Source organism: Streptomyces sp. NPDC002499 (genome assembly GCF_053595415.1).
This window is the reverse complement of the sequence record NZ_JBSFXO010000007.1, coordinates 160,012-186,265: the sequence shown is the minus strand read 5'-3', so window position 1 is coordinate 186,265 and position 26,254 is coordinate 160,012. Positions and strand designations below refer to the sequence as shown.

22 protein-coding genes are annotated in these 26,254 nt (G+C 70.0%); 17 read left to right on the top strand and 5 right to left on the bottom strand.

The genetic code is table 11. The features are described 5' to 3' along the window. Nucleotides 1–7: 7 nt before the first annotated feature. On the top strand, nucleotides 8–1,984 hold the full coding sequence (gene thrS / locus ACWD5F_RS20905) for a threonine--tRNA ligase (protein WP_451256210.1): 1,977 nt from the start codon (nucleotides 8–10) through the stop codon (nucleotides 1,982–1,984). 37 nt (nucleotides 1,985–2,021) lie between these two features. On the opposite strand, the gene ACWD5F_RS20900 is transcribed toward thrS, so the two are convergent. Then, the gene (locus ACWD5F_RS20900) at nucleotides 2,022–2,678 is read right to left on the bottom strand and encodes a potassium channel family protein (protein WP_451256759.1); all 657 of its coding nucleotides are present in this window, start codon (nucleotides 2,676–2,678) and stop codon (nucleotides 2,022–2,024) included. A gap of 79 nt (nucleotides 2,679–2,757) precedes the next feature. Here ACWD5F_RS20900 and ACWD5F_RS20895 point away from each other — a divergent pair, with 79 nt between their 5' ends. After that, nucleotides 2,758–3,318, top strand: coding sequence for an HIT family protein (locus ACWD5F_RS20895; protein ID WP_401725210.1), 561 nt, complete (start codon nucleotides 2,758–2,760; stop codon nucleotides 3,316–3,318). A gap of 28 nt (nucleotides 3,319–3,346) precedes the next feature. On the opposite strand, the gene ACWD5F_RS20890 is transcribed toward ACWD5F_RS20895, so the two are convergent. After that, the gene (locus ACWD5F_RS20890) at nucleotides 3,347–5,014 is read right to left on the bottom strand and encodes a hypothetical protein (protein WP_451256207.1); all 1,668 of its coding nucleotides are present in this window, start codon (nucleotides 5,012–5,014) and stop codon (nucleotides 3,347–3,349) included. 209 nt (nucleotides 5,015–5,223) lie between these two features. Then, nucleotides 5,224–7,422, bottom strand: coding sequence for an elongation factor G-like protein EF-G2 (locus tag ACWD5F_RS20885; RefSeq protein WP_451256206.1), 2,199 nt, complete (start codon nucleotides 7,420–7,422; stop codon nucleotides 5,224–5,226). A 230-nt stretch (nucleotides 7,423–7,652) separates the two neighbouring features. Between ACWD5F_RS20885 and pgsA the strand changes: the two genes are divergently transcribed. The 15 genes from pgsA to ACWD5F_RS20810 all read left to right on the top strand — a co-directional run bounded on the left by pgsA (nucleotide 7,653) and on the right by ACWD5F_RS20810 (nucleotide 23,825). Then, complete coding sequence (pgsA, locus tag ACWD5F_RS20880) at nucleotides 7,653–8,387, top strand: phosphatidylinositol phosphate synthase (RefSeq protein ID WP_401725606.1); 735 nt, start codon at nucleotides 7,653–7,655, stop codon at nucleotides 8,385–8,387. Then, nucleotides 8,384–9,313: a phosphatidylinositol mannoside acyltransferase gene (locus tag ACWD5F_RS20875; protein WP_401725219.1), complete on the top strand. Its 930-nt coding sequence runs from the start codon at nucleotides 8,384–8,386 to the stop codon at nucleotides 9,311–9,313. The genes pgsA and ACWD5F_RS20875 overlap by 4 nt, the downstream gene beginning before the upstream one ends. Further along, a complete protein-coding gene (locus ACWD5F_RS20870) occupies nucleotides 9,310–10,482 on the top strand; it encodes a glycosyltransferase family 4 protein (RefSeq protein ID WP_451256204.1) in 1,173 nt (390 codons plus the stop codon). The genes ACWD5F_RS20875 and ACWD5F_RS20870 overlap by 4 nt, the downstream gene beginning before the upstream one ends. A gap of 185 nt (nucleotides 10,483–10,667) precedes the next feature. Continuing rightward, complete coding sequence (locus tag ACWD5F_RS20865; protein WP_124002821.1) at nucleotides 10,668–11,210, top strand: LemA family protein; 543 nt, start codon at nucleotides 10,668–10,670, stop codon at nucleotides 11,208–11,210. Between the two features lie 136 nt (nucleotides 11,211–11,346). Further along, nucleotides 11,347–12,258, top strand: a complete 912-nt coding sequence (gene pdxS, locus ACWD5F_RS20860; RefSeq protein WP_124002822.1) for a pyridoxal 5'-phosphate synthase lyase subunit PdxS — start codon at nucleotides 11,347–11,349, stop codon at nucleotides 12,256–12,258. Nucleotides 12,259–12,266: 8 nt separating this feature from the next. After that, on the top strand, nucleotides 12,267–12,875 hold the full coding sequence (gene pdxT / locus ACWD5F_RS20855) for a pyridoxal 5'-phosphate synthase glutaminase subunit PdxT (protein ID WP_451256201.1): 609 nt from the start codon (nucleotides 12,267–12,269) through the stop codon (nucleotides 12,873–12,875). Between the two features lie 51 nt (nucleotides 12,876–12,926). Further along, entirely contained in the window at nucleotides 12,927–13,679 is a 753-nt protein-coding gene (locus tag ACWD5F_RS20850) for a YebC/PmpR family DNA-binding transcriptional regulator (protein ID WP_352180401.1), read from the top strand. Nucleotides 13,680–13,817: 138 nt separating this feature from the next. After that, nucleotides 13,818–14,384 (top strand): crossover junction endodeoxyribonuclease RuvC, encoded by a 567-nt coding sequence (ruvC, locus tag ACWD5F_RS20845; RefSeq protein WP_451256757.1) that lies wholly within the window; start codon nucleotides 13,818–13,820, stop codon nucleotides 14,382–14,384. Further along, a complete protein-coding gene (gene ruvA, locus ACWD5F_RS20840) occupies nucleotides 14,381–14,986 on the top strand; it encodes a Holliday junction branch migration protein RuvA (protein ID WP_451256199.1) in 606 nt (201 codons plus the stop codon). Before ruvC ends, ruvA begins: the two co-directional genes overlap by 4 nt. Before the next feature lie 10 nt (nucleotides 14,987–14,996). Further along, nucleotides 14,997–16,067, top strand: coding sequence for a Holliday junction branch migration DNA helicase RuvB (gene ruvB, locus ACWD5F_RS20835; RefSeq protein WP_401725230.1), 1,071 nt, complete (start codon nucleotides 14,997–14,999; stop codon nucleotides 16,065–16,067). Nucleotides 16,068–16,241: 174 nt separating this feature from the next. Beyond that, entirely contained in the window at nucleotides 16,242–16,745 is a 504-nt protein-coding gene (gene yajC / locus ACWD5F_RS20830; RefSeq protein WP_401725232.1) for a preprotein translocase subunit YajC, read from the top strand. A 132-nt stretch (nucleotides 16,746–16,877) separates the two neighbouring features. Further along, nucleotides 16,878–18,647, top strand: coding sequence for a protein translocase subunit SecD (secD, locus tag ACWD5F_RS20825; RefSeq protein WP_451256197.1), 1,770 nt, complete (start codon nucleotides 16,878–16,880; stop codon nucleotides 18,645–18,647). A gap of 1 nt (nucleotide 18,648) precedes the next feature. Then, nucleotides 18,649–19,770 carry a protein translocase subunit SecF gene (gene secF / locus ACWD5F_RS20820; protein WP_451256195.1) on the top strand — a complete coding sequence of 374 codons (1,122 nt, stop codon included), beginning with the start codon at nucleotides 18,649–18,651 and terminating at the stop codon, nucleotides 19,768–19,770. Continuing rightward, the gene (locus ACWD5F_RS20815; protein WP_451256193.1) at nucleotides 19,767–20,306 is read left to right on the top strand and encodes an adenine phosphoribosyltransferase; all 540 of its coding nucleotides are present in this window, start codon (nucleotides 19,767–19,769) and stop codon (nucleotides 20,304–20,306) included. The genes secF and ACWD5F_RS20815 overlap by 4 nt, the downstream gene beginning before the upstream one ends. 960 nt (nucleotides 20,307–21,266) lie before the next feature. Continuing rightward, nucleotides 21,267–23,825: a RelA/SpoT family protein gene (locus ACWD5F_RS20810; protein ID WP_451256191.1), complete on the top strand. Its 2,559-nt coding sequence runs from the start codon at nucleotides 21,267–21,269 to the stop codon at nucleotides 23,823–23,825. Nucleotides 23,826–23,923: 98 nt separating this feature from the next. Here the strand turns inward: ACWD5F_RS20810 and ACWD5F_RS20805 are convergent, their stop codons facing one another. Together ACWD5F_RS20805 and ACWD5F_RS20800 are read right to left on the bottom strand one after the other, a co-directional pair. Beyond that, entirely contained in the window at nucleotides 23,924–25,153 is a 1,230-nt protein-coding gene (locus ACWD5F_RS20805; RefSeq protein WP_451256189.1) for a DUF349 domain-containing protein, read from the bottom strand. 166 nt (nucleotides 25,154–25,319) lie between these two features. Continuing rightward, entirely contained in the window at nucleotides 25,320–26,141 is an 822-nt protein-coding gene (locus ACWD5F_RS20800) for a peptidylprolyl isomerase (protein ID WP_451256188.1), read from the bottom strand. Nucleotides 26,142–26,254 lie beyond the last annotated feature (113 nt).

Sequence of the window (26,254 nt, the reverse complement as noted above, 5' to 3'; positions counted from 1 at the left end):
GAGACCGGTGTCAGACGTCCGTGTGATCATCCAACGCGATTCCGAGCGGGACGAACGCGTGGTGACGACGGGCACTACGGCCGCCGACCTCTTCGCGGGCGAGCGCTCCATCGTCGCCGCGCGCGTGGGCGGCGAGCTGAAGGACCTCGCGTACGAACTGTCCGACGGTGACGAGGTCGAGGGCGTCGAGATCTCCTCCGAGGACGGCCTCAACATCCTGCGCCACTCCACCGCGCACGTCATGGCGCAGGCCGTGCAGGAGCTCTTCCCCGACGCCAAGCTGGGCATCGGCCCGCCGGTCAAGGACGGCTTCTACTACGACTTCGACGTCGAGCGGCCGTTCACGCCCGAGGACCTCAAGGCCGTCGAGAAGAAGATGCAGGAGATCCAGAAGCGCGGGCAGCGCTTCTCGCGGCGCGTGGTGACCGACGAGGAGGCCCGCGCGGAGCTGGCTTCGGAGCCGTACAAGCTCGAACTGATCGGCATCAAGGGTTCCGCCTCGACCGACGACGGCGCGGACGTCGAGGTCGGCGCCGGCGAGCTGACGATCTACGACAACCTGGACGCCAAGACCGGCGAGCTGTGCTGGAAGGACCTGTGCCGCGGTCCCCACCTGCCCTCCACCCGGAACATCCCGGCGTTCAAGCTGATGCGCAACGCGGCCGCCTACTGGCGCGGCAGCGAGAAGAACCCGATGCTCCAGCGCATCTACGGCACCGCCTGGCCCACCAAGGAAGAGCTGAAGGGCCACCTCGACTTCCTCGCCGAGGCCGAGAAGCGCGACCACCGCAAGCTCGGCTCCGAGCTGGACCTCTTCTCGATCCCCGAGCAGATCGGCTCCGGCCTCGCCGTCTTCCACCCCAAGGGCGGCATCATCCGCCGCGTGATGGAGGACTACTCGCGCCGCCGGCACGAGGAGGAGGGCTACGAGTTCGTCTACACCCCGCACGCCACGAAGGGGAAGCTCTTCGAGACGTCCGGGCACCTGGACTGGTACGCCGACGGCATGTACCCGCCCATGCAGCTCGACGAGGGCGTGGACTACTACCTCAAGCCCATGAACTGCCCGATGCACAACCTGATCTTCGATGCGCGCGGCCGTTCCTACCGTGAACTCCCGCTGCGCCTCTTCGAGTTCGGGACCGTGTACCGGTACGAGAAGTCGGGCGTCGTGCACGGCCTCACCCGCGCGCGTGGCTTCACGCAGGACGACGCGCACATCTACTGCACGCGCGAGCAGATGTCGGAGGAGCTCGACAAGACGCTCACCTTCGTCCTCGGCCTGCTGCGGGACTACGGTCTGACCGACTTCTACCTGGAGCTGTCCACCAAGGACCCGGAGAAGTTCGTCGGCTCCGACGAGGCCTGGGAAGAGGCGACGGAGACCCTCCGTCAGGTGGCCGAGAAGCAGGGGCTGCCCCTGGTGCCCGACCCGGGCGGCGCCGCGTTCTACGGTCCCAAGATCTCCGTCCAGACCAAGGACGCGATCGGCCGGACCTGGCAGATGTCGACGATCCAGCTCGACTTCAACCTGCCCGAGCGCTTCGACCTGGAGTACACCGGACCCGACGGCGCCAAGCAGCGCCCGGTGATGATCCACCGCGCCCTCTTCGGCTCGATCGAGCGGTTCTTCGCGGTGCTCCTGGAGCACTACGCGGGCGCCTTCCCGGCCTGGCTCGCGCCCGTGCAGGCGGTCGGCATCCCGATCGGTGACGGTCACGTCGAGTACCTGGAGAAGTTCGCCGCCGCGGCCAAGAAGAAGGGGCTGCGCGTCGAGGTCGACTCCTCGTCCGACCGGATGCAGAAGAAGATCCGCAACGCCCAGAAGCAGAAGGTGCCCTTCATGGTCATCGCGGGCGACGAGGACATGGCGGGCGGCTCGGTGTCGTTCCGCTACCGCGACGGTTCGCAGGAGAACGGCATCCCGTTCGACGAGGCCATCGCGAAGATCCAGCAGGTCGTCGAGGACCGCGTTCAGGTCTGATCCCGCCTGATCCAAGACGCCGTGGCCCCCGGGGAGTTCACCTCCCCGGGGGCCTCTCGTCGTCCTCCCGCGAGAACACCTGGAGCAGCCAGGAGGCGAACGTGCCGGTCACCGCGCCGAGCAGGGCCAGGCCGATGGCCATCATGCCGACCGCGATCAGCCGGCCCAGCGGGGTCACCGGCGCGATGTCGCCGTAGCCGACGGTGGCCAGGGTCGAGCAGGTCCACCAGACCGCGTCCCCGAAGGTGCGCATCGTCGCGTCCGGCGCCCCGCGCTCCTGCTGGTAGACGGCGAGCGCCCCGGCGAAGCCGAGCAGCACCGTGGACAGCCCTGCGTAGACGATCACGCGCGCGTGCAGCACGAGCCGGGGTCTGCCGTGCCGGCGCTGCACGGCCTCGTAGACCCGCACGACCCGCAGCGGGCGCAGCAGCGGCAGGATCAGCACCAGGGTGTCCAGCCAGTGCGTCCGTACGAAGCGCAGCCGCTGTCCGCTCAGCCGCCACCGGACCGCGTAGTCGACGGCGAACAGCGCCCAGGCGAGCAGCAGTACGGCCAGGCAGAGGTCCCGCAGATCGTCGGGCAGACCCCGGGCGAGGACCTGGGTCGCGTACGAGGCGAGATAGACCATCGACGCCACGGCGAGGGGGACCTCCGTGCGCCGTTCCCAGCGGGCCTTGGGGCTGTCGTCGTCCATCGCATCGTCCATCGGCCCAGCTTGGCCCGGCGGGCTTTTCGCGCAACCCCGGCGACACGCCGCGAACGGGCGACGCAATATGCTGCACTGCATGACGAGTGAGCCGGAGCAGCAGTTGGGAGTGGGGACGCAGGACGCCTTCCAGCGCCTGTGGACGCCGCATCGGATGGCCTACATCCAGGGCGAGAACAAGCCGACCGGCCCCGGCGCCGACGACGGCTGCCCCTTCTGCTCGATCCCGGCGAAATCCGACGAGGACGGTCTGATCGTCAGGCGCGGTGAGCATGTGTACGGGGTGCTCAACCTGTACCCGTACAACGGCGGTCACCTCATGGTCGTGCCCTACCGGCACGTCGCCGACTACACGGATCTCACCGACCCGGAGACGGCCGAGCTGGCCGCGCTCACCAAGCAGGCGATGACGGCTCTGCGTACGGCCTCCGGCGCGCACGGCTTCAACATCGGCATGAACCAGGGCTCCGTCGCCGGCGCCGGCATCGCCGCGCATCTGCACCAGCACATCGTCCCGCGCTGGGGCGGCGACACGAACTTCATGCCGGTGGTGGGACATACGCGGGTGCTGCCGCAGCTGCTGGCGGACACCCGGAAGATGCTGGCGGACGCCTGGCCCACGGGCTGACGTGCCGCCCGCGGGCCTCGGCTGACCTCTACGCGTCGTACAGGTCGGCCTTTCGTGGGCTCGGGTCCTGGACCGCGCCGCTCAGGAACGCCGACCTCGCGCCGAACTTCTCCGTGTCCACGCCGTTCTCCGCGAGGACCTTGATCGCCGCCGCGTGCACGACCCGCAGGACCGGCGTGGCGGCGCGCAGCGCGTCGTCGGCCATGAAGCGGTGGCGCCAGGGCTGGTCGGCCCAGGCGTGCCGCATGCCGAACGGCTCGGGCAGGGCCATCGTGCCGCCGAGGTAGTTCAGCAGCGGTGGGTACCAGGTGATCGGGGCGCGGACGGCGAGCCGTACGACCTCGTTCGTGGGGACCAGCGGCAGCTTCACCGTCCGGCTCTCCCAGCGCTTGACCGACTTCTGGACGCTCCTGGTCGGGGCCGAGGGCTTGTCCATGAAGAGGGGGTTCACCGGCCCGAGCGCATGCCCGGTCACCTCGATGCGCAGCGTCTCGTGCAGCACCGTCACGGTGATCATCATCGTGATGATCAACTGGCCGTCCCACAGCGTCCACTGGACGCCGAGGTAGTGCCGCTCCCCGCTGCCGAACTGCTGCTTGTTGCAGATGTCCTGTATCGAGTGGGTCCGGTGCTGGAAGGCCTCCACGTCCGCCGACTGCTCGGTCCGGGACACCGCCTTCGCGCCCTCGCCGATCGGCGTGACGATCCAGTGCCGTATCGAGGGCGGCGGGAAACCGCCCGTGTTCAGCGGGCCGCGCTCCAGCATGCGCAGCTGGTCGTGGATCGCGCGTATGACGTCCCAGCTGCGGAACGGGTGGATCTCGCGGGTCGGGTCGGCCGCCTTGAGGTCCTCGGCGAGCTGCCAGCTGCCCCAGCGCGTGCCCATGCCGAGGATGCCCTTGGGGCCCGCGTAGAAGACGGCGTTGGACTGCTGCTCGGCGCTGAGCCTGGCGAGCGACTGGCGCAGCTGCTCGGCCTGCGTCTGGGCGGGGCTGGTCGGCACCGCTTCGGGGACCTGGGCGCCGATGCTGCTGCCCGCGAGCAGGCTGTCCCAGCGGCCCCGCAGGTCCTTCGCCGCGTTCTCGCAGATCTGCTTGGCCCAGAACCAGCCGAGGACGGGAAGGATCACGCAGGCACGCGCGTACCAGGCCCAGAAGCCCGTGAACGGCATGCGGACCAGGAAGATGACGGCGAGCGCGCCGACGCCGACGAGCAGGGCCGTGGCGAGGGCCGAGGCCCGCTTGTTGGTGTTCTTGTCGATCATCGTGCGGATCTGGAAGACCGCCAGCCAGACCAGCAGCCCGGGCAGGAACAGCAGCCCGCACAGCACCATGACGGTGGACAGGCGCTTGTCGCGCTCACGGCGGAGCCGGTACGCGGCGAGGCAGTGCTCGACGACGACCTGGGGCTCCATGCCGAAGGACTGGATGAGCGGTTTGCGGCCCGGGCCGATCATGCGGTCGATCACGGCCCTGGAGAACGCCTCGCCGAGGTTGGGCTTGAACAGCCCCGTGGACCATTTCTGGCCCTCCTTGAGGGTCGTCTGGTGCCACTCGTTGTCGGCCTTCTTGATCTCCTCGATCGGATTGTCCCGGTAGGCAGCGGACGCGAGGGCGAACGTCGCCGTCTGGCTGCCACCGCCCGACAGAGGCACCTGTGGCCCGAAGGCGTCCTCGTAACCGGTCCCGACTGTCATCTACCGCCCCCGATCGCCGCCGGTGTCGCTCCTGCGGCCTTCCCGACTTCCGTGCTCCGCACACCTGTTGATCAGGTCATCAGCGTATCCGCAGGCACCGACATTCGTCGGCGGACGGCCGAAGCCGCCCGCCGAGACGGAGGGAAACGTTCCGCAACAGCCGCCGGAACAGCGCCCGGTGACCGTTCGACGGGCGCTTCCGGCGTCAACTACGAGGCGTGGTCGGTCTCTTCACGGATCCTCTCGGCGATCTGCGGGGGCATCGGCTCGTGCCGGGCGTACGCCCGGTTGAAGCGCGCGGTGCCGTGCGAGAGGGACCGCAGATCGACGGCGTACCGCCCGATCTCGATCTCGGGCACCTCGGCCCGTACGAGGGTGCGGGCGCCGCTGGTCTGTTCCGTGCCCAGCACCCGGCCGCGCCGCCCGGACAGGTCGCTCATCACGGCGCCCACGTAGTCGTCGCCGACCAGGATCGTCACCTCGGCCACCGGCTCCAGCAGATGGATGCCCACGTCGGAGGCGGCCTCCCGCAGCGCCAGTGCGCCGGCCGTCTGGAAGGCCGCGTCCGAGGAGTCCACGGAGTGCGCCTTGCCGTCGAGCAGCGTCACCCGGACGTCGATGAGCGGATAGCCGGCCGCGACGCCCCTGGCCGCCTGGGTGCGTACGCCCTTCTCCACCGAGGGGATGAACTGGCGTGGTACCGCGCCGCCGATCACCTTGTCCACGAACTCGATGCCGGAACCGCCGGGCAGCGGCTCCACCTCGATCTCGCAGATCGCGAACTGCCCGTGCCCACCGGACTGTTTGACGTGCCGGCCGCGTCCCGCCGACCGGCCGGCGAACGTCTCCCGCAGGGAGACCCTGTGCGCCACGACGTCCACCTGGACGCCGTACCGGCTGCGCAGCCGTTCCAGTGCCACGTCCGCATGGGCCTCGCCCAGACACCACAGCACCACCTGGTGCGTGTCCGGGTTCTGTTCGAGCCGCATCGTCGGATCCTCGGCGACCAGCCGGGACAGGCCCTGCGAGAGTTTGTCCTCGTCCGCCTTGCTGTGCGCCTCGATGGCCAGCGGCAGCAGCGGGTCGGGCATCTCCCACGGCTCCATCAGCAGCGGGTCGTCCTTGGCGGAGAGGGTGTCGCCGGTCTCCGCGCGGTTCAGCTTCGCCACGCACGCGAGGTCGCCGGCGATGCAGTGGGTGAGGCTCCGCTGCTGCTTGCCGAAGGGCGCGGACAGGGCGCCGACGCGCTCGTCCACGTCGTGGTCCTCGTGCCCGCGGTCGGCGAGCCCGTGCCCGGAGACGTGCACCGTCTCGTCGGGGCGCAGGGTGCCGGAGAAGACCCGTACCAGGGAGACCCGGCCGACGTACGGGTCGGACGCCGTCTTCACGACCTCCGCGACCAGCGGCCCGTCCGGGTCGCACGGTTTCAGCTCGCGCGGTGTGCCCGCGACCGTGGTGACCCCGGGCGCCGCGCGCTCCAGCGGGGTCGGGAAGCCGCCGGTGACCAGCTCCAGGAGCTCGACCGTGCCCAGGCCCTGCCGGGCGCCCTCGGCCGCGGGGGCGGCGGCCAGGACCGGGAAGAAGACACCGCGCGCGACGGCTCGCTCCAGGTCCTCCACGAGTGTCTTGAAGTCGATCTCCTCGCCGCCGAGATAGCGGTCCATGAGGGTCTCGTCCTCGCTCTCCGCGATGATCCCCTCGATCAGCCGGTTGCGCGCCTCCTCGATCTCGGGCAGCTGCTCCGGCCCCGGCTCGGACTCCTTGCGCTCCCCGGAGGAGTAGTCGAACAGCTTCTGCGACAGCAGCCCGATCAGTCCGGTCACGGGCGCGTGCCCGTCGGGCCCCTCCGGGCCGTGCAGCGGCAGATAGAGCGGCAGCACGGCGTCGGGGTCGTCCCGGCCGAAGGCCTGGGCGCAGGTCCGGGTCATCTCGTCGAAGTCCGCCCGAGCGGCCTCCAGATGCGTGACCACGATGGCCCGCGGCATGCCGACCGCCGCGCACTCCTCCCACACCATGCGCGTCGAGCCGTCCACGCCGTCGGAGGCCGAGACGACGAAAAGGGCCGCGTCCGCCGCTCGCAGACCGGCCCTGAGTTCCCCGACGAAGTCGGCGTATCCGGGGGTGTCGAGAACATTGACCTTGATGCCGTCCCATTCGACCGGCACCAGGGAGAGCTGCACCGAGCGTTGTTGTCGGTGTTCTATCTCGTCGTAGTCGGAAACGGTGCCGCCGTCCTCGACGCGGCCCGCCCGGTTCACGGCCCCCGCGGTGAGCGCGAGAGCCTCCACCAAAGTCGTCTTGCCCGATCCGGAGTGGCCGACCAGCACCACATTCCGTACGGACGCGGGGTGGTCGGCCGCTGTTGCCCTGCCGGCGGCTCCGGGGTGTGCGTTCGCCTTGTCGCCCATGGCCTTGCCTCCCGTGCACGGTGAGGTCACTGTGGGCGCGGACATGCGGGGGCCGCGTGCGGTGGCGGCTCCGATGACGCCCGCGGTGCTTCGAGCTTTCCACTCCCGTCACGGTGCGTCCATACAGCGGACGCGATCCCGCCGCATGCTGTCCCTCATGAGCCGTCCGCCGGATCTCGGGCCCGGGCGTCCGGGTGCCCGGACGTCGTACACGCGCACGCGTGGCTACGATGGGCCAGCCGGTGGCCAGCAGGGGCCGCGCGGCCACACCGACCCTCGGGAAGGCCATGCTGAACAAGTACGCGCGTGCTTTCTTCACGCGTGTTCTCACGCCGTTCGCCTCGTTCCTGATCCGGCGGGGCGTCAGCCCCGACACGGTCACGCTCCTGGGCACCGCCGGAGTGGTCGCGGGCGCGCTGGTCTTCTACCCCATGGGCGAGTTCTTCTGGGGCACGGTCGTGATCACGCTCTTCGTCTTCTCCGACCTCGTCGACGGCAACATGGCCCGTCAGCTGGGCCGCTCCAGCCGCTGGGGCGCGTTCCTGGACTCCACGCTGGACCGGGTGGCCGACAGCGCGGTCTTCGGCGGCCTGGCGCTCTGGTACGCGGGCGGTGGCGACGACATCGCCCTGTGCGCCGTCTCGATCTTCTGCCTGGCCAGCGGTCAGGTGGTGTCGTACACCAAGGCGCGCGGCGAGTCGATCGGCCTGCCGGTCGCCGTCAACGGGCTGATCGAGCGGGCCGAGCGGCTGGTGATCTCGCTGGTCGCGTGCGGCCTCGCCGGTCTGCACAAGTTCGGCGTCCCGGGCATCCAGTACCTGCTGCCCGTCGCCCTGTGGATCGTCGCCGTCGGCAGCCTGGTCACGCTGGTCCAGCGGGTGGTCACCGTGCGCCGCGAGTCGGCGGAGGCGGAGGCGCAGGCCGAGGCCGAGGCGGCCGAGCAGGAGAGCGGTGCGGCCACGTGAGTGCGCGGGACCGGCTGACGGACGGGCTGTACGGCCTGGGCTGGGGCACGGTCAAGAAGCTCCCGGAACCCGTCGCCGTCCGGCTCGGCCGCACCATCGCCGACCTGGCCTGGAAGCGCCGCGGCAAGGGCGTCCAACGGCTTGAGAGCAACTACGCGCGCGTGGTGCCCGACGCGAGCCCCGAGCGCCTCGCCGAGCTCTCGCGCGCGGGCATGCGCTCGTACCTGCGCTACTGGATGGAGTCCTTCCGGCTGCCCGCCTGGAGCGCCGACCGGGTCAGGAACGGCTTCGACCCCAAGGACGTGCACCACCTGACCGACGGGATCGCCTCCGACAAGGGCGTCATCCTCGCGCTGCCGCACATGGCCAACTGGGATCTCGCCGGCGCCTGGGTCACCACCAAGCTGGAGACACCGTTCACCACGGTCGCCGAACGCCTCAAGCCGGAGACCCTGTACGACCGTTTCGTCGCCTACCGCGAGGGCCTCGGCATGGAGGTCCTCCCGCACAGCGGCGGTACCGCCTTCGGCACGCTGGCCCGACGGCTGCGCGACGGCGGCCTGGTCTGTCTGGTCGCCGAGCGCGACCTGTCCTCCTCCGGCGTCGAGGTGCAGTTCTTCGGCGAGGCCACCCGGATGCCGGCGGGCCCGGCACTGCTGGCCCAGCAGACCGGCGCGCTGCTGCTCCCGGTGACGCTCTGGTACGACGACTCGCCCGTGATGCGGGGACGCGTCCATCCACCGATCGCGGTCCCGGAGACAGGTGGCCGGGCCGAAAAGACGTCTGTCATGACACAGGCGCTGGCGGATGCCTTCGCCACGGGGATCGCCGACCACCCGGAGGACTGGCACATGCTCCAGCGCTTGTGGCTCAAGGATCTCGACCCCGCGAAGAACCCCGGCGACCCCGAGAAGGGGACCACGTGAGGATCGGCATCGTCTGCCCCTACTCCTGGGACGTGCCCGGTGGCGTCCAGTTCCACATCCGCGACCTCGCCGCCTACTTCATCCGGCTGGGCCACGAGGTCTCCGTCCTCGCCCCGGCCGACGACGACACCCCGCTGCCGCCGTACGTCGTCTCGGCGGGCCGCGCGGTCCCGGTGCCGTACAACGGCTCGGTGGCCCGCCTCAACTTCGGCTTCCTGAGCGCCGCGCGGGTGCGCCGCTGGCTGCACGACGGCGAGTTCGACGTCATCCACATCCACGAGCCGACCTCGCCCTCGCTCGGCCTGCTGGCCTGCTGGGCCGCCTCGGGCCCGATCGTGGCGACCTTCCACACCTCCAACCCGCGCTCGCGGGCCATGATCGCCGCGTACGCCATCCTCCAGGCGGCCCTGGAGAAGATCAGCGCGCGCATCGCGGTGAGCGAGTACGCCCGCCGCACGCTGGTCGAGCACCTCGGCGGCGACGCGGTCGTCATCCCCAACGGCGTCGACGTCGACTTCTTCGCCCGCGCCGAGTCCAAGCCCGAGTGGCAGGGCAACACGATCGGCTTCATCGGCCGCATCGACGAGCCCCGCAAGGGTCTGCCGGTCCTGATGCGCGCCCTCCCCAGGATCCTCGCCGAGCGCCCCCAGACCAGGCTCCTGGTGGCGGGCCGCGGCGACGAGAAGGAGGCGGTCGAGTCGCTCCCCGCCGAACTCCGCCCGCGCGTCGAGTTCCTCGGCATGATCAGCGACGAGGACAAGGCCCGCTTCCTGCGCAGCGTCGACCTCTACATCGCCCCCAACACCGGCGGCGAGAGCTTCGGCATCATCCTCGTGGAGGCCATGTCCGCAGGCGCCCCCGTCCTCGCCTCGGACCTGGACGCCTTCGCCCAGGTCCTGGACCAGGGCGCGGCGGGCGAGCTCTTCACCAACGAGAACCCCGACTCCCTGGCCGAGGCGGCCGTACGCCTGCTCGCCGACCCGACCCGCCTCGCCGAACTCCGCACCCGGGGCAGCGCCCACGTACGCCGCTTCGACTGGTCGACGGTCGGCGCGGACATCCTCTCGGTGTACGAGACGGTGACGCAGGGCGCGGCAGCGGTGGCGGCGGCGGACGACGAGGGACGGGGACCGGGGTTGCGGGCGCGGTTCGGGTTGGCGCGGGACTGAGGCGCACTTCTCGACGCCGGGCGGCATCCTTCAGCCCGTCCGGCGTTTGAGGACGAGGCCGTCCAGGCCGAAGCGGGGGCCTGGGGGCGGCAGCCCCCAGAGCGACGGCCACGCCAACACCCCGCACGCCGCCGCGACACCCCGCACGTCACAACGCCGAACCCGCAGAGCGTAGGGTGCGGCGCGTGAGCGCTACCTTGATCTGGATCCTCGTCGTTCTCGTGGCGATCGGCCTCTACCTGAGCTGGACGGCCGGCCGCCTCGACCGGCTGCACGCCCGGATCGACGCCGCGCGCGCGGCACTCGACGCCCAGCTGCTCCGCAGGGCTTCCGTGGCGCAGGAGTTGGCGACCTCCGGTGTCCTCGACCCGGCGGCCTCGATCGTCCTGTACGAGGCAGCGCACGCGGCGAGGCAGGCCGAGGAGGAGCAGCGCGAGGTCGCCGAGAGCGACCTGAGCCAGGCGCTGCGGGCCGTCTTCGCGGAGGCCCAGCAGGTGGAGGTCGTGCGCGAGGCCCCCGGAGGAGACTCGGCGGCCCACGAACTCACCGAGGCCGTACGCCGCGTGCCGATGGCCCGGCGCTTCCACAACGACGCGGTCGGCGCGGCCCGCCGGCTGCGCGACCACCGCAAGGTCCGCTGGTTCCACCTGGCAGGACACGCCCCGTTCCCGATGGCATTCGAGATGGACGACGAGCCGCCGGCGGCACTGGTGGACCGGGCGGCCTAAGGCCTGTTCGGGGCGATCGCGCGGTCCCTCGCACGCGAAAAGGATCCACCGCCTACCCATTGGCCCTTGCAGTGGACTGGTCCACTCGCGTTTCCTCGGTGGTGCAGAAACCCTCTTTCACCGAGCGAGGTCACCCGTGTCCAGCACGTTCTCCGAAAACCAGACCCCCGAGACCGGCACCGCGCGCGTGAAGCGCGGCATGGCCGAGCAGCTCAAGGGCGGCGTGATCATGGACGTCGTCACGCCGGAGCAGGCGAAGATCGCCGAGGACGCGGGCGCCGTCGCCGTCATGGCCCTGGAGCGGGTCCCGGCCGACATCCGCAAGGACGGCGGCGTGGCCCGGATGTCCGACCCGGACATGATCGAGGGCATCATCGAGGCCGTCTCCATCCCGGTCATGGCCAAGTCCCGTATCGGCCACTTCGTCGAGGCCCAGGTGCTCCAGTCCCTCGGCGTCGACTACATCGACGAGTCCGAGGTCCTCACCCCGGCCGACGAGGTCAACCACTCCGACAAGTGGGCCTTCACCACCCCCTTCGTCTGTGGTGCCACCAACCTGGGCGAGGCCCTGCGCCGCATCGCCGAGGGCGCCGCGATGATCCGCTCCAAGGGCGAGGCCGGCACCGGCAACGTCGTCGAGGCGGTCCGCCACCTGCGCCAGATCAAGAACGAGATAGCCAGGCTGCGCGGCTACGACAACAACGAGCTGTACGCCGCCGCCAAGGAGCTGCGCGCCCCGTACGAGATCGTCAAGGAGGTCGCCGAACTCGGCAAGCTCCCGGTCGTCCTGTTCTCCGCCGGTGGCGTGGCCACCCCCGCCGACGCCGCGCTCATGCGCCAGCTCGGCGCGGAGGGCGTCTTCGTCGGCTCCGGCATCTTCAAGTCCGGCGACCCGGCCAAGCGCGCCGCCGCCATCGTGAAGGCGACGACCTTCTACGACGACCCGAAGATCATCGCGGACGCGTCCCGCAACCTCGGCGAGGCCATGGTCGGCATCAACTGCGACACCCTCCCCGAGGCCGAGCGCTACGCCAACCGCGGCTGGTAGTCACGTAGATGAGCGAGACAGCCCCTGTCATAGGCGTCCTGGCCCTCCAGGGCGACGTACGGGAGCACCTGATCGCCCTGGCCGCGGCCGACGCCGTGGCCAGGCAGGTCAGGCGCCCCGAGGAACTCGCCGAGGTGGACGGACTGGTCATCCCCGGCGGTGAATCCACCACCATCTCCAAGCTGGCCGTCCTCTTCGGACTGATGGACCCCCTGCGCGCACGCGTGCGTGCCGGTCTGCCCGTCTACGGCACCTGCGCCGGCATGATCATGCTCGCCGACAAGATCCTCGACCCGCGCTCGGGCCAGGAGACGATCGGCGGCATCGACATGATCGTGCGCCGCAACGCCTTCGGACGTCAGAACGAGTCCTTCGAAGCGACGGTCGACGTGAAGGGCGTCGGGGGCGATCCTGTGGAGGGCGTCTTCATCCGCGCCCCCTGGGTCGAGTCCGTCGGCGCCGAGACCGAGGTGCTCGCCGAGCACGACGGCCACATCGTCGCGGTCCGCCAGGGCAACGCGCTCGCCACGTCGTTCCACCCAGAACTGACCGGCGACCACCGCGTGCACTCCCTGTTCGTCGACATGGTGCGCGCGAACCTGGCGCCGGGGTCCTAGTAGGATTCCTGGGGTTCGTAAAGAGTTGGGTTACGCGAAGGAGACAGGCAGATGTCCGGCCACTCTAAATGGGCTACGACGAAGCACAAGAAGGCCGTGATCGACGCCAAGCGCGGCAAGCTCTTCGCGAAGATGATCAAGAACATCGAGGTCGCGGCCCGTACCGGTGGTGCCGATGTGTCCGGCAACCCGACGCTGTTCGACGCCATCCAGAAGGCCAAGAAGAGCTCGGTCCCGAACAAGAACATCGACTCCGCCGTCAAGCGCGGCGCCGGTCTCGAAGCCGGTGGCGCCGACTACGAGACGATCATGTACGAGGGTTACGGCCCCAACGGTGTCGCGGTGCTCATCGAGTGCCTCACCGACAACCGCAACCGCGCCGCCTCGGACGTCCGCGTCGCCATGACCCGCAACGGCGGGAACATGGCCGACCCCGGCTCCGTCTCGTACCTCTTCAACCGCAAGGGCGTCGTCGTCGTCCCCAAGGGCGAGCTGTCCGAGGACGACGTCCTGGGTGCCGTGCTCGACGCGGGCGCCGAGGAGGTCAACGACCTCGGTGAGTCCTTCGAGGTCATCTCCGAGGCCACCGACCTGGTCGCGGTCCGCACCGCGCTCCAGGACGCCGGCATCGACTACGACTCCGCCGACGCCAACTTCGTCCCGACCATGCAGGTCGAGCTCGACGAGGACGGCGCGCGGAAGATCTTCAAGCTGATCGATGCCCTCGAGGACAGCGACGACGTGCAGAACGTCTTCGCCAACTTCGACGTCAGCGACGAGGTCATGGAGAAGGTCGACGCGTAGCGCTGCCGCGAGTTCAGCGGTATCGGCGGGCCGGATGGGACACACGTCCCCCGGCCCGCCGCTGTTGTCGGTGGCAGCGGATAGCCTGGCGTGAAGTCAAAGATCACGTTCGGCTGCGAAGAGGCGAAGGGGGGCACGGTGCGGGTACTCGGGGTGGACCCCGGTCTCACGCGGTGTGGTGTCGGCGTCGTCGAAGGCGTCGCGGGCCGGCCGCTCACCATGGTGGGCGTCGGTGTCGTACGGACCCCGGCGGACGCCGAGTTGGGGCTGCGCCTGGTCGCCATCGAACAGGGCATCGAAGCGTGGCTGGACGAACACCGGCCCGAATTCGTCGCTGTGGAGCGGGTGTTCAGCCAGCACAACGTGAGCACGGTGATGGGCACCGCCCAGGCCAGCGCCGTCGCCATGCTCTGCGCCGCCCGCCGCGGCATCCCCGTCGCCCTGCACACCCCGAGCGAGGTCAAGGCCGCCGTCACCGGCAGCGGCCGCGCCGACAAGGCCCAGGTCGGCGCCATGGTGACCCGACTGCTCCGGCTCGACGCGCCCCCGAAGCCGGCCGACGCCGCCGACGCCCTCGCGCTCGCCATCTGCCACATCTGGCGCGCCCCCGCCCAGAACCGACTCCAGCAGGCCGTCGCCCTGCACGCGGCCAAAGCAACGATCCCGGCCAAAGCCCCGAACGCCCCGAAAGGCCGCCTCGCATGATCGCCTTCGTCAGCGGCACGGTCGCCGCACTCGCTCCCGATGCCGCGGTGGTCGAGGTGGGCGGAGTCGGCATGGCCGTCCAGTGCACGCCGAACACGCTGTCCACCCTCCGCCTGGGCAAGCAGGCCAAGCTCGCCACCTCCCTCGTCGTACGCGAGGACTCGCTGACCCTGTACGGCTTCGTTGACGACGACGAACGCCAGATCTTCGAGCTGCTCCAGACCGCGACCGGCGTCGGCCCCCGGCTCGCCCAGGCCATGCTGGCCGTGCACACCCCGGACGCCCTGCGCCGGGCGGTGGCCACGGGCGACGAGAAGGCGCTCATGGCCGTCCCGGGCATCGGCAAGAAGGGCGCGCAGAAGCTGTTGCTGGAGTTCAAGGACCGGCTGGGCGAGCCGATCGGCGCCGCGGTGGTCGGCACCCCGATCAGCAGCGGCTGGCGCGATCAGCTGCACGCCGCCCTGATCGGCCTCGGCTACGCCACGCGCGAGGCCGACGAGGCCGTCGCCGCCGTGACCCCGCAGGCCGAGGCCGCCGAGGGCGCGCCCCAGGTGGGCCAGTTGCTCAAGGCCGCCCTTCAGACCCTGAACCGCGCCCGCTAGGAGACCGTCAGTGAACTGGGACGACACCACCGACGAGACCGCCCCCGAGCGGCTGGTGGGCTCGGTCGCCGACGGTGAGGACCAGGCGGTCGAGGCCGCCCTGCGCCCCAAGGACCTGGGCGAGTTCATCGGCCAGGAGAAGGTCCGCGAGCAGCTGGACCTGGTCCTGCGCGCCGCACGCGCGCGGGGCGCCACGGCCGACCACGTGCTGCTCTCCGGCGCCCCCGGCCTCGGCAAGACCACCCTCTCGATGATCATCGCGGCGGAGATGGGCGCCCCCATCCGCATCACCAGCGGCCCCGCGATCCAGCACGCCGGCGACCTCGCGGCGATCCTGTCCTCCCTCCAGGAGGGCGAGGTCCTCTTCCTCGACGAGATCCACCGCATGTCCCGGCCCGCCGAGGAGATGCTCTACATGGCGATGGAGGACTTCCGCGTCGACGTCATCGTCGGCAAGGGCCCCGGCGCCACCGCCATCCCCCTGGAGCTGCCGCCCTTCACCCTGGTCGGCGCCACCACGCGCGCGGGACTCCTGCCGCCCCCGCTGCGCGACCGATTCGGCTTCACCGGGCACATGGAGTTCTACGAACCCCTCGAACTGGAGCGCGTCATCCACCGCTCGGCGAACCTGCTCGACGTCGAGATCGACACCGAGGGCGCCGCCGAGATCGCCGGCCGCTCCCGCGGCACGCCCCGTATCGCCAACCGCCTGCTGCGCCGGGTCCGCGACTACGCCCAGGTCAAGGCGGACGGCGTGATCAACCGGGACATCGCCGCCGCGGCCCTCGCCGTCTACGAGGTCGACGTGCGCGGTCTCGACCGCCTCGACCGAGCCGTTCTGCAGGCCCTGCTCAAGCTGTTCGGCGGCGGACCGGTCGGCCTGTCCACGCTCGCCGTCGCGGTGGGGGAGGAGCGCGAGACGGTGGAAGAGGTCGCCGAACCCTTTCTCGTACGCGAAGGACTGCTGGCCCGGACCCCGCGCGGGCGGGTCGCCACGCCCGCCGCCTGGTCACATCTCGGCCTCACACCACCGCAGGCCGCGCAGCCGGGAAACGGACAACAGGACCTGTTCGGGACGTGACGGCATCGTGACGACCCGGCATTGGCCCAGTCAGGAACCCAGGTGCCATGCTGAGCGTTGTTCCATGCGCGCGGACTCGCTTAGACTCCGCCGATGCCGCCTTTGTCGGCGGTATGCATACCCCCATCCATGAGGCCGCTCTCCGTCGCGGTCGTGCGAAGGAAATTCCGTCCCGTGAATATCGTGACCCTTCTCCCGTTCATCGTGCTCATCGGGGCCATGTTCCTGATGACCCGCTCGGCCAAGCGCAAGCAGCAGGCGGCCGCGTCCATGCGGAACGAGATGCAGCCAGGCTCCGGCGTCCGCACGATCGGGGGTATCTACGCGACGGTCAAGGAGGTAAACGAGGAGACGGTCCTCCTCGACGCCGGTCCCGGCGTCGATCTCCTCTTCGCGAAGAACGCCATCGGCGCCGTTCTGTCGGACGACGAGTACAACCGCATCGTCCACGGTGTCGAGCACGACCTGAAGTCCGACTCCGACGTCGTCCCGGACGACGCCTCCTCCCTCACCGAGACCGACGACTCCGCCGACGAAGCTGCCGCCGCCTCCGACGACAAGTCCGTCGACCTCGGCAAGAAGGACGCGCCCGAGGAACCGGCCGACGAGATCGTGACCGCTGAGGCGAAGTCGGACGAAGAGCCGAAGAAGAAGGACGGCGAGTCCGAGGCGAAGTAGCCGCGCCAAGGGGCGTGCGGACCGTTCCCGCACGCCCTGGAGCACGCGCAGCTCGCACGGGGTCCCGACACCATGTCATGGCCGCCCGCCCGCAGATCCGGCGCGCGGCGGCCCGAGAGGGAGTACGAGAAGGTGGCAGCACCTAAGAAGGGCCGGAGCGCGAGTGCCCAGAGCAAGCCAGGGCGTTCGCTGGCCCTCATCCTGATCGCCATCGTGGCGCTCACCGGAGGGATGTTCGCCTCCGGGCACACCACTCCGCGCCTCGGTATCGATCTGGCCGGGGGCACGAGCATCACTCTCCGGGCGGTCCCGGAGAAGGGCCAGGAGTCCGCGATCAACAAGACCAACATGGACACCGCGGTCGACATCATGAACCGCCGTGTCAATGGTCTCGGTGTCTCGGAAGCGGAGGTTCAGACCCAGGGCGACCGCAACATCATCGTCAACATCCCCAAGGGCACGAACTCCGAGGAAGCCCGCCAGCAGGTCGGCACCACGGCCAAGCTGTACTTCCGCCCGGTGATCGCCACCGAGGCCTCCGCCGGCGCGACGCCGAGCACCTCGCCCAGCGCGTCCGACAGCGCCTCCGGCAGCCCGTCGAGCTCGACCTCTCCCAAGGCCACCGGCTCCTCGTCCGCGTCGAGCTCCGCGAGCCCCTCGGACACCGCCACCTCGCAGGGCCGTGCCGTCACCGACGGCCTGAAGGCCGACGAGACCCCGTCCGCCAGCGCCAGCTCCTCGGCCTCCTCCAGCGCCTCCCCGTCGCCGAGCAGCAGCAGCGCCGCCAGTGACGCGAACGCCAAGCTGGAGGCCCAGTACACCGCGCTGGACTGCTCCAAGAAGTCGGTCCAGAACACGGCGGGCAAGAGCGCCAAGGCCAGCGAGTCGACCGTCGCGTGCGGCGAGAACGACGGCGTCTGGTTCAAGTACCTGCTCGGCCCCGCCGCCGTGGACGGCACCGAGGTCAAGAAGGCCCAGGCCATCTACAACACGACCACGGCCGCCGGCTGGCAGGTCACGATGGACTTCACGGGCAGTGGCTCCAAGAAGTTCGCCGACATCACCGGCCAGCTCGCGCAGAACCAGCAGCCGCAGAACCAGTTCGGCATCGTCCTCGACGGTCAGGTCGTCTCCGCCCCGAGTGTCAGCTCGTCCATCGCGGGCGGCAGCGCGGAGATCTCCGGCAGCTTCACCCAGGAAGAGGCCCAGAGCCTCGCCAACATGCTGTCGTACGGCGCCCTGCCGCTGACCTTCAAGGAGGACAGCGTCACCACGGTGACCGCGGCCCTCGGCGGTGAGCAGCTGCACGCCGGTCTGATCGCCGGCGCGATCGGCCTCGCGCTGGTCGTCATCTACCTGCTGATCTTCTACCGCGGCCTCTCGGTCATCGCCATCCCGTCGCTGCTGGTCTCCGCGATCCTCACCTACGTGATCATGGCGCTGCTCGGCCCGGCCATCGGCTTCGCGCTGAACCTGCCGGCCGTCTGCGGCGCGATCGTCGCGATCGGTATCACCGCGGACTCGTTCATCGTGTTCTTCGAACGCATCAGGGACGAGATCCGCGAGGGCCGCACGCTGCGTCCCGCGGTGGAGCGGGCCTGGCCGCGCGCCCGGCGCACCATCCTGGTCTCCGACTTCGTGTCGTTCCTCGCCGCCGCGGTGCTGTTCATCGTCACCGTCGGCAAGGTCCAGGGCTTCGCGTTCACGCTCGGTCTGACCACCGTGCTCGACGTGGTCGTCGTCTTCCTCTTCACCAAGCCGCTGATGACGCTCCTGGCCCGCCGGAAGTTCTTCGCGAACGGTCACAAGTGGTCCGGCCTCGACCCGAAGGCCCTGGGAGCCAAGGCGCCGCTGCGCCGCACCCGCCGTCCCCACGCCCCCGTCGACCCGAAGGAGGCGTGAGATGTCGAAACTCGGCAGCCTCGGCGCCCGACTGCACCGCGGCGAGGTCGGTTACGACTTCGTCGGCAACCGCAAGATCTGGTACGGCATCTCGATCCTGATCACCATCACGGCCATCCTCGGCCTGGCGGTGCGCGGCCTGAACATGGGCATCGAGTTCCAGGGCGGCGCGGTCTTCACCACGCCCAAGCACATGACCGTCTCGGTGAACCAGGCGGAGACCTACGCCGAGGAGGCTTCCGGGCACGACGCGATCGTGCAGAAGCTCGGCGACGGCAGCCTGCGCATCCAGATCGCCGGTATCGACACCGACAAGTCCGACGGCATCAAGACGCAGCTGTCCAAGGACCTCAAGGTCAGTTCCGAGAACATCGCCGCGGACCTGGTCGGTCCCAGCTGGGGTGACCAGGTCGCCAACAAGGCCTGGGAGGGCCTGGCGATCTTCATGGTCCTGGTGGTGATCTATCTGGCGATCGCCTTCGAGTGGCGAATGGCCTTGGCGGCCCTGGTCGCCCTGATCCACGACATCACGATCACCACCGGTATCTACGCCCTCGTCGGCTTCGAGGTCACGCCGGGTACGGTGATCGGTCTGCTGACCATCCTCGGTTACTCGCTCTACGACACGGTCGTCGTCTTCGACAGCCTCAAGGAGCAGACGAAGGACATCACCAAGCAGACCCGGTGGACCTACAGCGATGTGGCCAACCGTTCGATCAACAGCACCCTGATGCGGTCCATCAACACCACGGTGGTGGCGCTGCTGCCGGTCGGGGCCCTGCTGTTCATCGGTGGCGCCTTCCTCGGCGCGGGCATGCTGAACGACATCTCGCTGTCGCTCTTCGTCGGCCTCGCGGCCGGTGCGTACTCCTCGATCTTCATCGCCACGCCGCTCGTCGCCGACCTCAAGGAGGCGGAGCCGCAGATGAAGGCGCTCAAGAAGCGCGTCCTCGCCAAGCGGGCACAGGCTGCCGCCGAGGGGGAGCCGGCCCAGTCGCACGACGACGCGGACACGGCGTACGACGACGAGCCGGAGGACGCCGCGCACGCGGTCGTCGGGCCGCGCAACCAGCCCGCCTCCCGCAACCGTGGCCGCGGTCGGCCGTCCGGGAAGCGCCGATGACCGACATCCAGGAGCTGCTGCTCAGCCGGATCCGCGATGTGCGGGACTACCCGGAGCCGGGTGTGGTGTTCAAGGACATCACCCCGCTCCTGGCGGACCCGGCGGCCTTCACGGCGCTTACCGACGCGTTGGCCGAGATCGCGGAGCGCGTCGGCGCGACCAAGGTCGTCGGCCTGGAGGCCCGTGGCTTCATCCTGGGTGCTCCGGTCGCCGTCCGGGCGGGCCTCGGCTTCATCCCCGTACGCAAGGCGGGCAAGCTCCCCGGAGCGACCCTCGCGCAGTCGTACGAGCTGGAGTACGGCTCGGCGGAGATCGAGGTGCACGCGGAGGATCTAAGCGTCGGCGACCGCATCCTGATCGTCGACGACGTCCTCGCCACGGGCGGCACCGCCGAGGCCTCGATCCAGCTCATCCGCCGCGCGGGCGCCGAGATCGCGGGCCTGGCGGTCCTGATGGAACTCGGCTTCCTGAACGGCCGGGCCCGCCTGGAACCGGCCCTCGCGGACGCCCCGCTAGACGCACTCCTGGTCGTCTGACCCCAGCACCACACAGCACGCCCCCGAACGGCCGTCCCGGTCCCACCGGAACGGCCGTTCGCATGTCTGCCTCCGGCGGCTCGACGATCTGTCCACGGCGGGAACTCGGCCGCGATGCGGTACGGCCGCTGAGGCTCGCCGCACGCTCGCGCCCGGAGGGCCTGCACACCCGCGCTCGTGCCCGACGCGCGTCCGCGTGAGGGCTTGACGACAGCGTTCCGCGTTGGAGGCTCCGGTCACGTACGCCTTCGCGGGCCTCAGCCACGCTCGCCTGGCAGGCGCGGCCAGGGGCGTGCATCCGGCCACGCCGACGCGGTGACGCTTCGGACGGGCCACGCGCCCCACCGTCCTGTCCCACGCGCGCGCCCGCACCAGGTTCGCCCGCTCCGCCCCTCGCACCCGGCCTCTCGTACGCGCTTGACGGGGCCGCTTGCTCGCAAGGGCCCCAGGTCACCGAAGCCTTCGCGGGCCCGCGGCCACGCCCGCCCCGTGGACGCGGCCCTCAGCGTGCCGACGGCCGGGCGACGCGTGACCCCCTTGCGGCCCCCGCCCACGCGCCGGCCAGCAGCGGGTGTGCCCCGGACACTCACAGCCCGCACCAGGCGTAGCCACCGCGCTCCCGCTGGACGCGCGCCCTCCCGCTCACCCCACGCGCTCGGGTCGTGCCCCGATGCGCAGGCGTACAGTCGCTCCCCCTGCCCCTTCCTCAGCCCCCGCCGTGCACCTCCCGCCCCGAGTCACCTCCACGCCCCCCCGGCAAACCCGCGGGCCCCCACAGTCACCCCCAAGACATCCCTCGATCACCCTGAAGCCACCCCTCCGGAATCCGGCGGGAGCCCCTCGTGTTTCAGGGGTAGACGGCCCTCACATCGGGCTGAAGGCGATCCTGGGGCGCAGGATCGCTACCATGGGGTCTCCGGAGCCTGACCGGGGGACCCGGATCGCGCACGAGGAGTCCTCTTGCCAGACGAGGCCCAACACCTGACCGCCGCCAAGCCCGAGTCCGCCTCGGCAGCCGCGGCCAAGCCTGCGCCGACGGAGCCGCACGCGAAGAACGACTCCCGCGGGACGGTCGAGCACGCCCAGTCCGGCCCCGTGGACAAGTCGGCCGAGGAGTCGCGCCCCAAGCCGCCCCCCGCACCCGAGCCCACCCCGGCCGACGCGACGCCGTCGGCCACGCCCGCGGTCCGCCCGAACACCGGCCAGCCCGCCCGTTCCGGCGGCTCCTCCAACCGCGTCCGCGCCCGCCTCGCCCGCCTCGGAGTGCAGCGCTCCAACCCGTACAACCCGGTCCTGGAGCCGCTGCTGCGGATAGTGCGCAGCAACGACCCGAAGATCGAGACCGCGACGCTCCGCCAGATCGAGAAGGCCTACCAGGTCGCCGAGCGCTGGCACCGCGGCCAGAAGCGCAAGAGCGGCGACCCGTACATCACGCACCCGCTCGCCGTGACGACGATCCTCGCCGAGCTGGGCATGGATCCGGCCACCCTGATGGCCGGGCTGCTGCACGACACCGTCGAGGACACCGAGTACGGCCTCGACCAGCTCCGCCGCGACTTCGGCGACTCCGTCGCGCTGCTCGTCGACGGCGTCACCAAGCTGGACAAGGTCAAGTTCGGCGAGGCCGCGCAGGCCGAGACCGTACGCAAGATGGTCGTGGCCATGGCCAAGGACCCGCGCGTCCTGGTCATCAAGCTCGCCGACCGGCTGCACAACATGCGCACCATGCGGTACCTCAAGCGCGAGAAGCAGGAGAAGAAGGCGCGCGAGACGCTGGAGATCTACGCGCCGCTCGCCCACCGCCTGGGCATGAACACCATCAAGTGGGAGCTGGAGGACCTCGCCTTCGCGATCCTCTACCCCAAGATGTACGACGAGATCGTGCGGCTGGTGGCCGAGCGGGCGCCGAAGCGTGACGAGTACCTGGCCATAGTGACCGACGAGGTGCAGCAGGACCTGCGCGCCGCACGGATCAAGGCGACCGTCACGGGCCGGCCGAAGCACTACTACAGCGTCTACCAGAAGATGATCGTCCGCGGTCGCGACTTCGCGGAGATCTACGACCTGGTGGGTATTCGTGTCCTTGTCGACACGGTGAGGGACTGTTACGCCGCCCTCGGCACCGTGCACGCGCGATGGAACCCGGTCCCCGGCCGGTTCAAGGACTACATCGCGATGCCCAAGTTCAACATGTACCAGTCGCTGCACACGACGGTGATCGGCCCCAACGGCAAGCCTGTTGAGCTCCAGATCCGCACCTTCGACATGCACCGCCGGGCCGAGTACGGCATCGCCGCGCACTGGAAGTACAAGCAGGAGGCCGTCGCCGGCGCCTCCAAGGTGCGTTCGGACGCGCCCAAGAGCACCGGCAAGGAGGACCACCTCAACGACATGGCGTGGCTGCGCCAGTTGCTCGACTGGCAGAAGGAGACCGAGGACCCCGGGGAGTTCCTGGAGTCCCTGCGCTTCGACCTGTCCCGCAACGAGGTCTTCGTCTTCACGCCGAAGGGTGACGTGATAGCGCTGCCGGCCGGCTCCACCCCGGTGGACTTCTCGTACGCGGTCCACACCGAGGTCGGCCACCGGACCATAGGAGCACGGGTCAACGGAAGACTCGTACCCCTCGAATCCACCCTGGACAACGGCGACTTGGTGGAGGTCTTCACCTCCAAGGCGGCCGGCGCGGGTCCCTCCCGGGACTGGCTCGGCTTCGTCAAGTCGCCGCGGGCCCGCAACAAGATCCGCGCCTGGTTCTCCAAGGAGCGCCGTGACGAGGCGATCGAGCAGGGCAAGGACGCCATCGTCCGCGCGATGCGCAAGCAGAACCTGCCGATCCAGCGCATCCTGACCGGCGACTCCCTGGTCACGCTGGCGCACGAGATGCGCTACCCGGACATCTCCGCGCTGTACGCGGCGATCGGCGAGGGCCATGTCTCGGCGCAGAACGTCGTGCAGAAGCTGGTCTCCGCCCTCGGCGGCGAGGAGGCCGCGACCGAGGAGATCGACGAGTCGGTCCCGCCGACCAGGAGCCGCAGCCGCAAACGCCGTTCCAACGCCGACCCGGGCGTCGTCGTCAAGGGCGTCGACGACGTGTGGGTCAAGCTGGCCCGCTGCTGCACACCGGTACCCGGCGACCCGATCATCGGTTTCGTCACGCGGGGTAGTGGCGTATCGGTTCACCGCAGCGACTGCGTCAACGTGGAGTCACTGTCCCGCGAGCCCGAACGCATTCTTGAGGTCGAGTGGGCGCCCACCCAGTCCTCGGTCTTCCTGGTCGCCATCCAGGTCGAGGCCCTGGACCGCTCCCGGCTCCTCTCCGACGTCACCCGCGTCCTGTCCGACCAGCACGTCAACATCCTCTCCGCGGCCGTCCAGACCTCCCGCGACCGCGTCGCCACCTCCCGCTTCACCTTCGAGATGGGCGACCCCAAGCACCTGGGTCACGTCCTGAAGGCGGTCCGGGGCGTGGAGGGCGTCTACGACGTGTACCGGGTGACGTCGGCGCGCAGCAGGTCGTAGGGCAGAGATAGATTCCAGCGGATACGAGAAGGGGCTCCCGTACGTGACGTACGGGAGCCCCTTTTCGTGGTGCGCGAGGCCGATGCGCGGGAGGCGCGTCAGCCGCCGAACTCCTGCAAGCCCTTGAGCGCCTGGTCCAGCAGGGCCTGGCGGCCCTCCAGCTCGCGCTCCAGCTTCTCGGCCTTGGAGCTGTTGCCCTGGGCGCGCGCCTGCTCGATCTGGCCGCGGAGCTTGTCCACGGCCGCCTGGAGCTGACCGGTCAGACCCGCGGCACGCGCGCGTGCCTCCGGGTTCGTCCGGCGCCACTCGGCCTCCTCGGACTCCTGGATCGCCCGCTCGACGGCGTGCATCCGGCCCTCGACCTTCGGCCGCGCGTCACGCGGTACGTGGCCGATGGCCTCCCAGCGCTCGTTGAGCGAGCGGAAGGCGGCGCGTGCCGTACGGAGGTCCGTGATCGGGAGGATCTTCTCGGCCTCCTCGGCCAGCTCCTCCTTGAGCTTCAGGTTCTCCGTCTGCTCGGCGTCCCGCTCGGCGAAGACCGAGCTGCGGGCGGCGAAGAAGACGTCCTGGGCGCCGCGGAAGCGGTTCCACAGGTCGTCCTCGTGCTCGCGCTGGGCGCGGCCCGCGGCCTTCCACTCGGCCATCAGCTCGCGGTAGCGCGCGGCCGTGGGACCCCAGTCCGTCGAAGCGGACAGCCCCTCGGCCTCGGCGACCAGCCGCTCCTTGGTCTTGCGGGCCTCCTCGCGCTGCGCGTCCAGGGACGCGAAGTGCGCCTTGCGGCGCTTGGAGAAGGCCGACCGGGCGTGCGAGAAGCGGTGCCACAGCTCGTCGTCCGACTTGCGGTCGAGGCGGGGGAGCCCCTTCCAGGTGTCCACCAGCGCGCGCAGCCGTTCACCGGCCGCCCGCCACTGGTCGGACTGCGCCAGCTGCTCCGCCTCGGCGACCAGCGCCTCCTTGGAGTTGCGCGCCTCGTCCGACTGCTTCGCCCGCTGCTGCTTGCGCTCCTCGCGACGCGACTCGACGGTCTCCACCAGCTTGTCGAGCCGCACCCGCAGCGCGGCCAGGTCGCCCACCGCGTGATGGGCGTCCACCTGCTCGCGGATGTGGTCGATGGCTGCCTGAGCATCCTTGGCGGACAGGTCGGTGGTCTTCACTCGCTTCTCGAGGAGGCCGATCTCGACGACCAAGCCCTCGTACTTGCGCTCGAAATAGGCCAGCGCCTCCTCAGGGGAGCCCGCCTGCCAGGAACCGACGACCTGCTCGCCGTCGGCCGTACGCACGTACACGGTCCCCGTCTCGTCGACGCGGCCCCACGGGTCGCTGCTCACAGCGCCTCCTCCACATGATGCCTGCGTGGGGCGTCAGCGCCCCCGGGCATCGTCCACAGTTTCGTCACGGCCAACATAGGCGACCGGCGGGTTGCCTGTCCGCATCCCGCGCGACCGAAGTTTCGCACCTCGGGGCGGGATGCGGTCGGGATGGATCAGGACGGGATCAGGATTTCGTGACCGTCGCCTTGTTGATCACAACGGTCGCGTTCGGGGCTCCGTCACCGGCTCCGGTGTTCTCTCCGGCGGCGGCGATTTTCTTCAGGACCTTCATCCCGGAGTCGGAGATCGTGCCGAACGGCGTGTAGCTCGCCGGCAGCTGACTGTCCTGGTAGACCAGGAAGAACTGGCTGCCGCCGGTGTGCTTCTGACCGGTGTTGGCCATCGCCACGGTGCCCGCGGGATAGATGCCGCCCTTGAGGGAGGCGTCCTTCAGGTTCTCGTCCGGAATGGTGTATCCGGGACCGCCGCTGCCGGCGGCCGTCGGGTCGCCGCACTGCAGCACGTAGATGCCGTTGGTGGTGAGCCGGTGGCACTTCGTGTGGTCGAAGAATCCCTTGCCCGCGAGGAAGTCGAAGGAATTCACCGTGTGCGGGGCCGCCGACGTCTTCAGCGCGATGCCGATGTCACCGCACGTCGTCGCGAGCGTCATCGTGTACTTCGCCGACTTGTCGATGGTGACCGCCGGCTCCTTCTTCCAGCTCAGCTTCTTCACCGAGCCGGCGGCCGGCTTCTCGCACGGATCCGTCGGTGCCTTGCTGGACGCCGCGGCGCTGGGAGTCGTGTCCGAACTCGCGTTGGCCTTGTCGTCGTCCTTCAGGACCCCGGTCGTGTAAAGGGCGACACTGCCTATCAGGATCACGCCGAGCACCGACGCGATCACCGAGTTGCGCATGCGCGCCTTGCGCCGCGAGGCCGTGCGCCGCTGCTGCTGCCGCAAGAACTTCTCCCGGGCTAGCTGCCGCTTCCGCTGTTCCTGGGTGACCACGGGGTTTTCTCCTCATGCGTCTCGTACGTCTACTGGGACGCGTGCGTCTTGTTGTGCCGACCGCCTGCGTGTGTCCCGTACCGTATATGGGTTCGCTGAGGATTCGGCAGCGC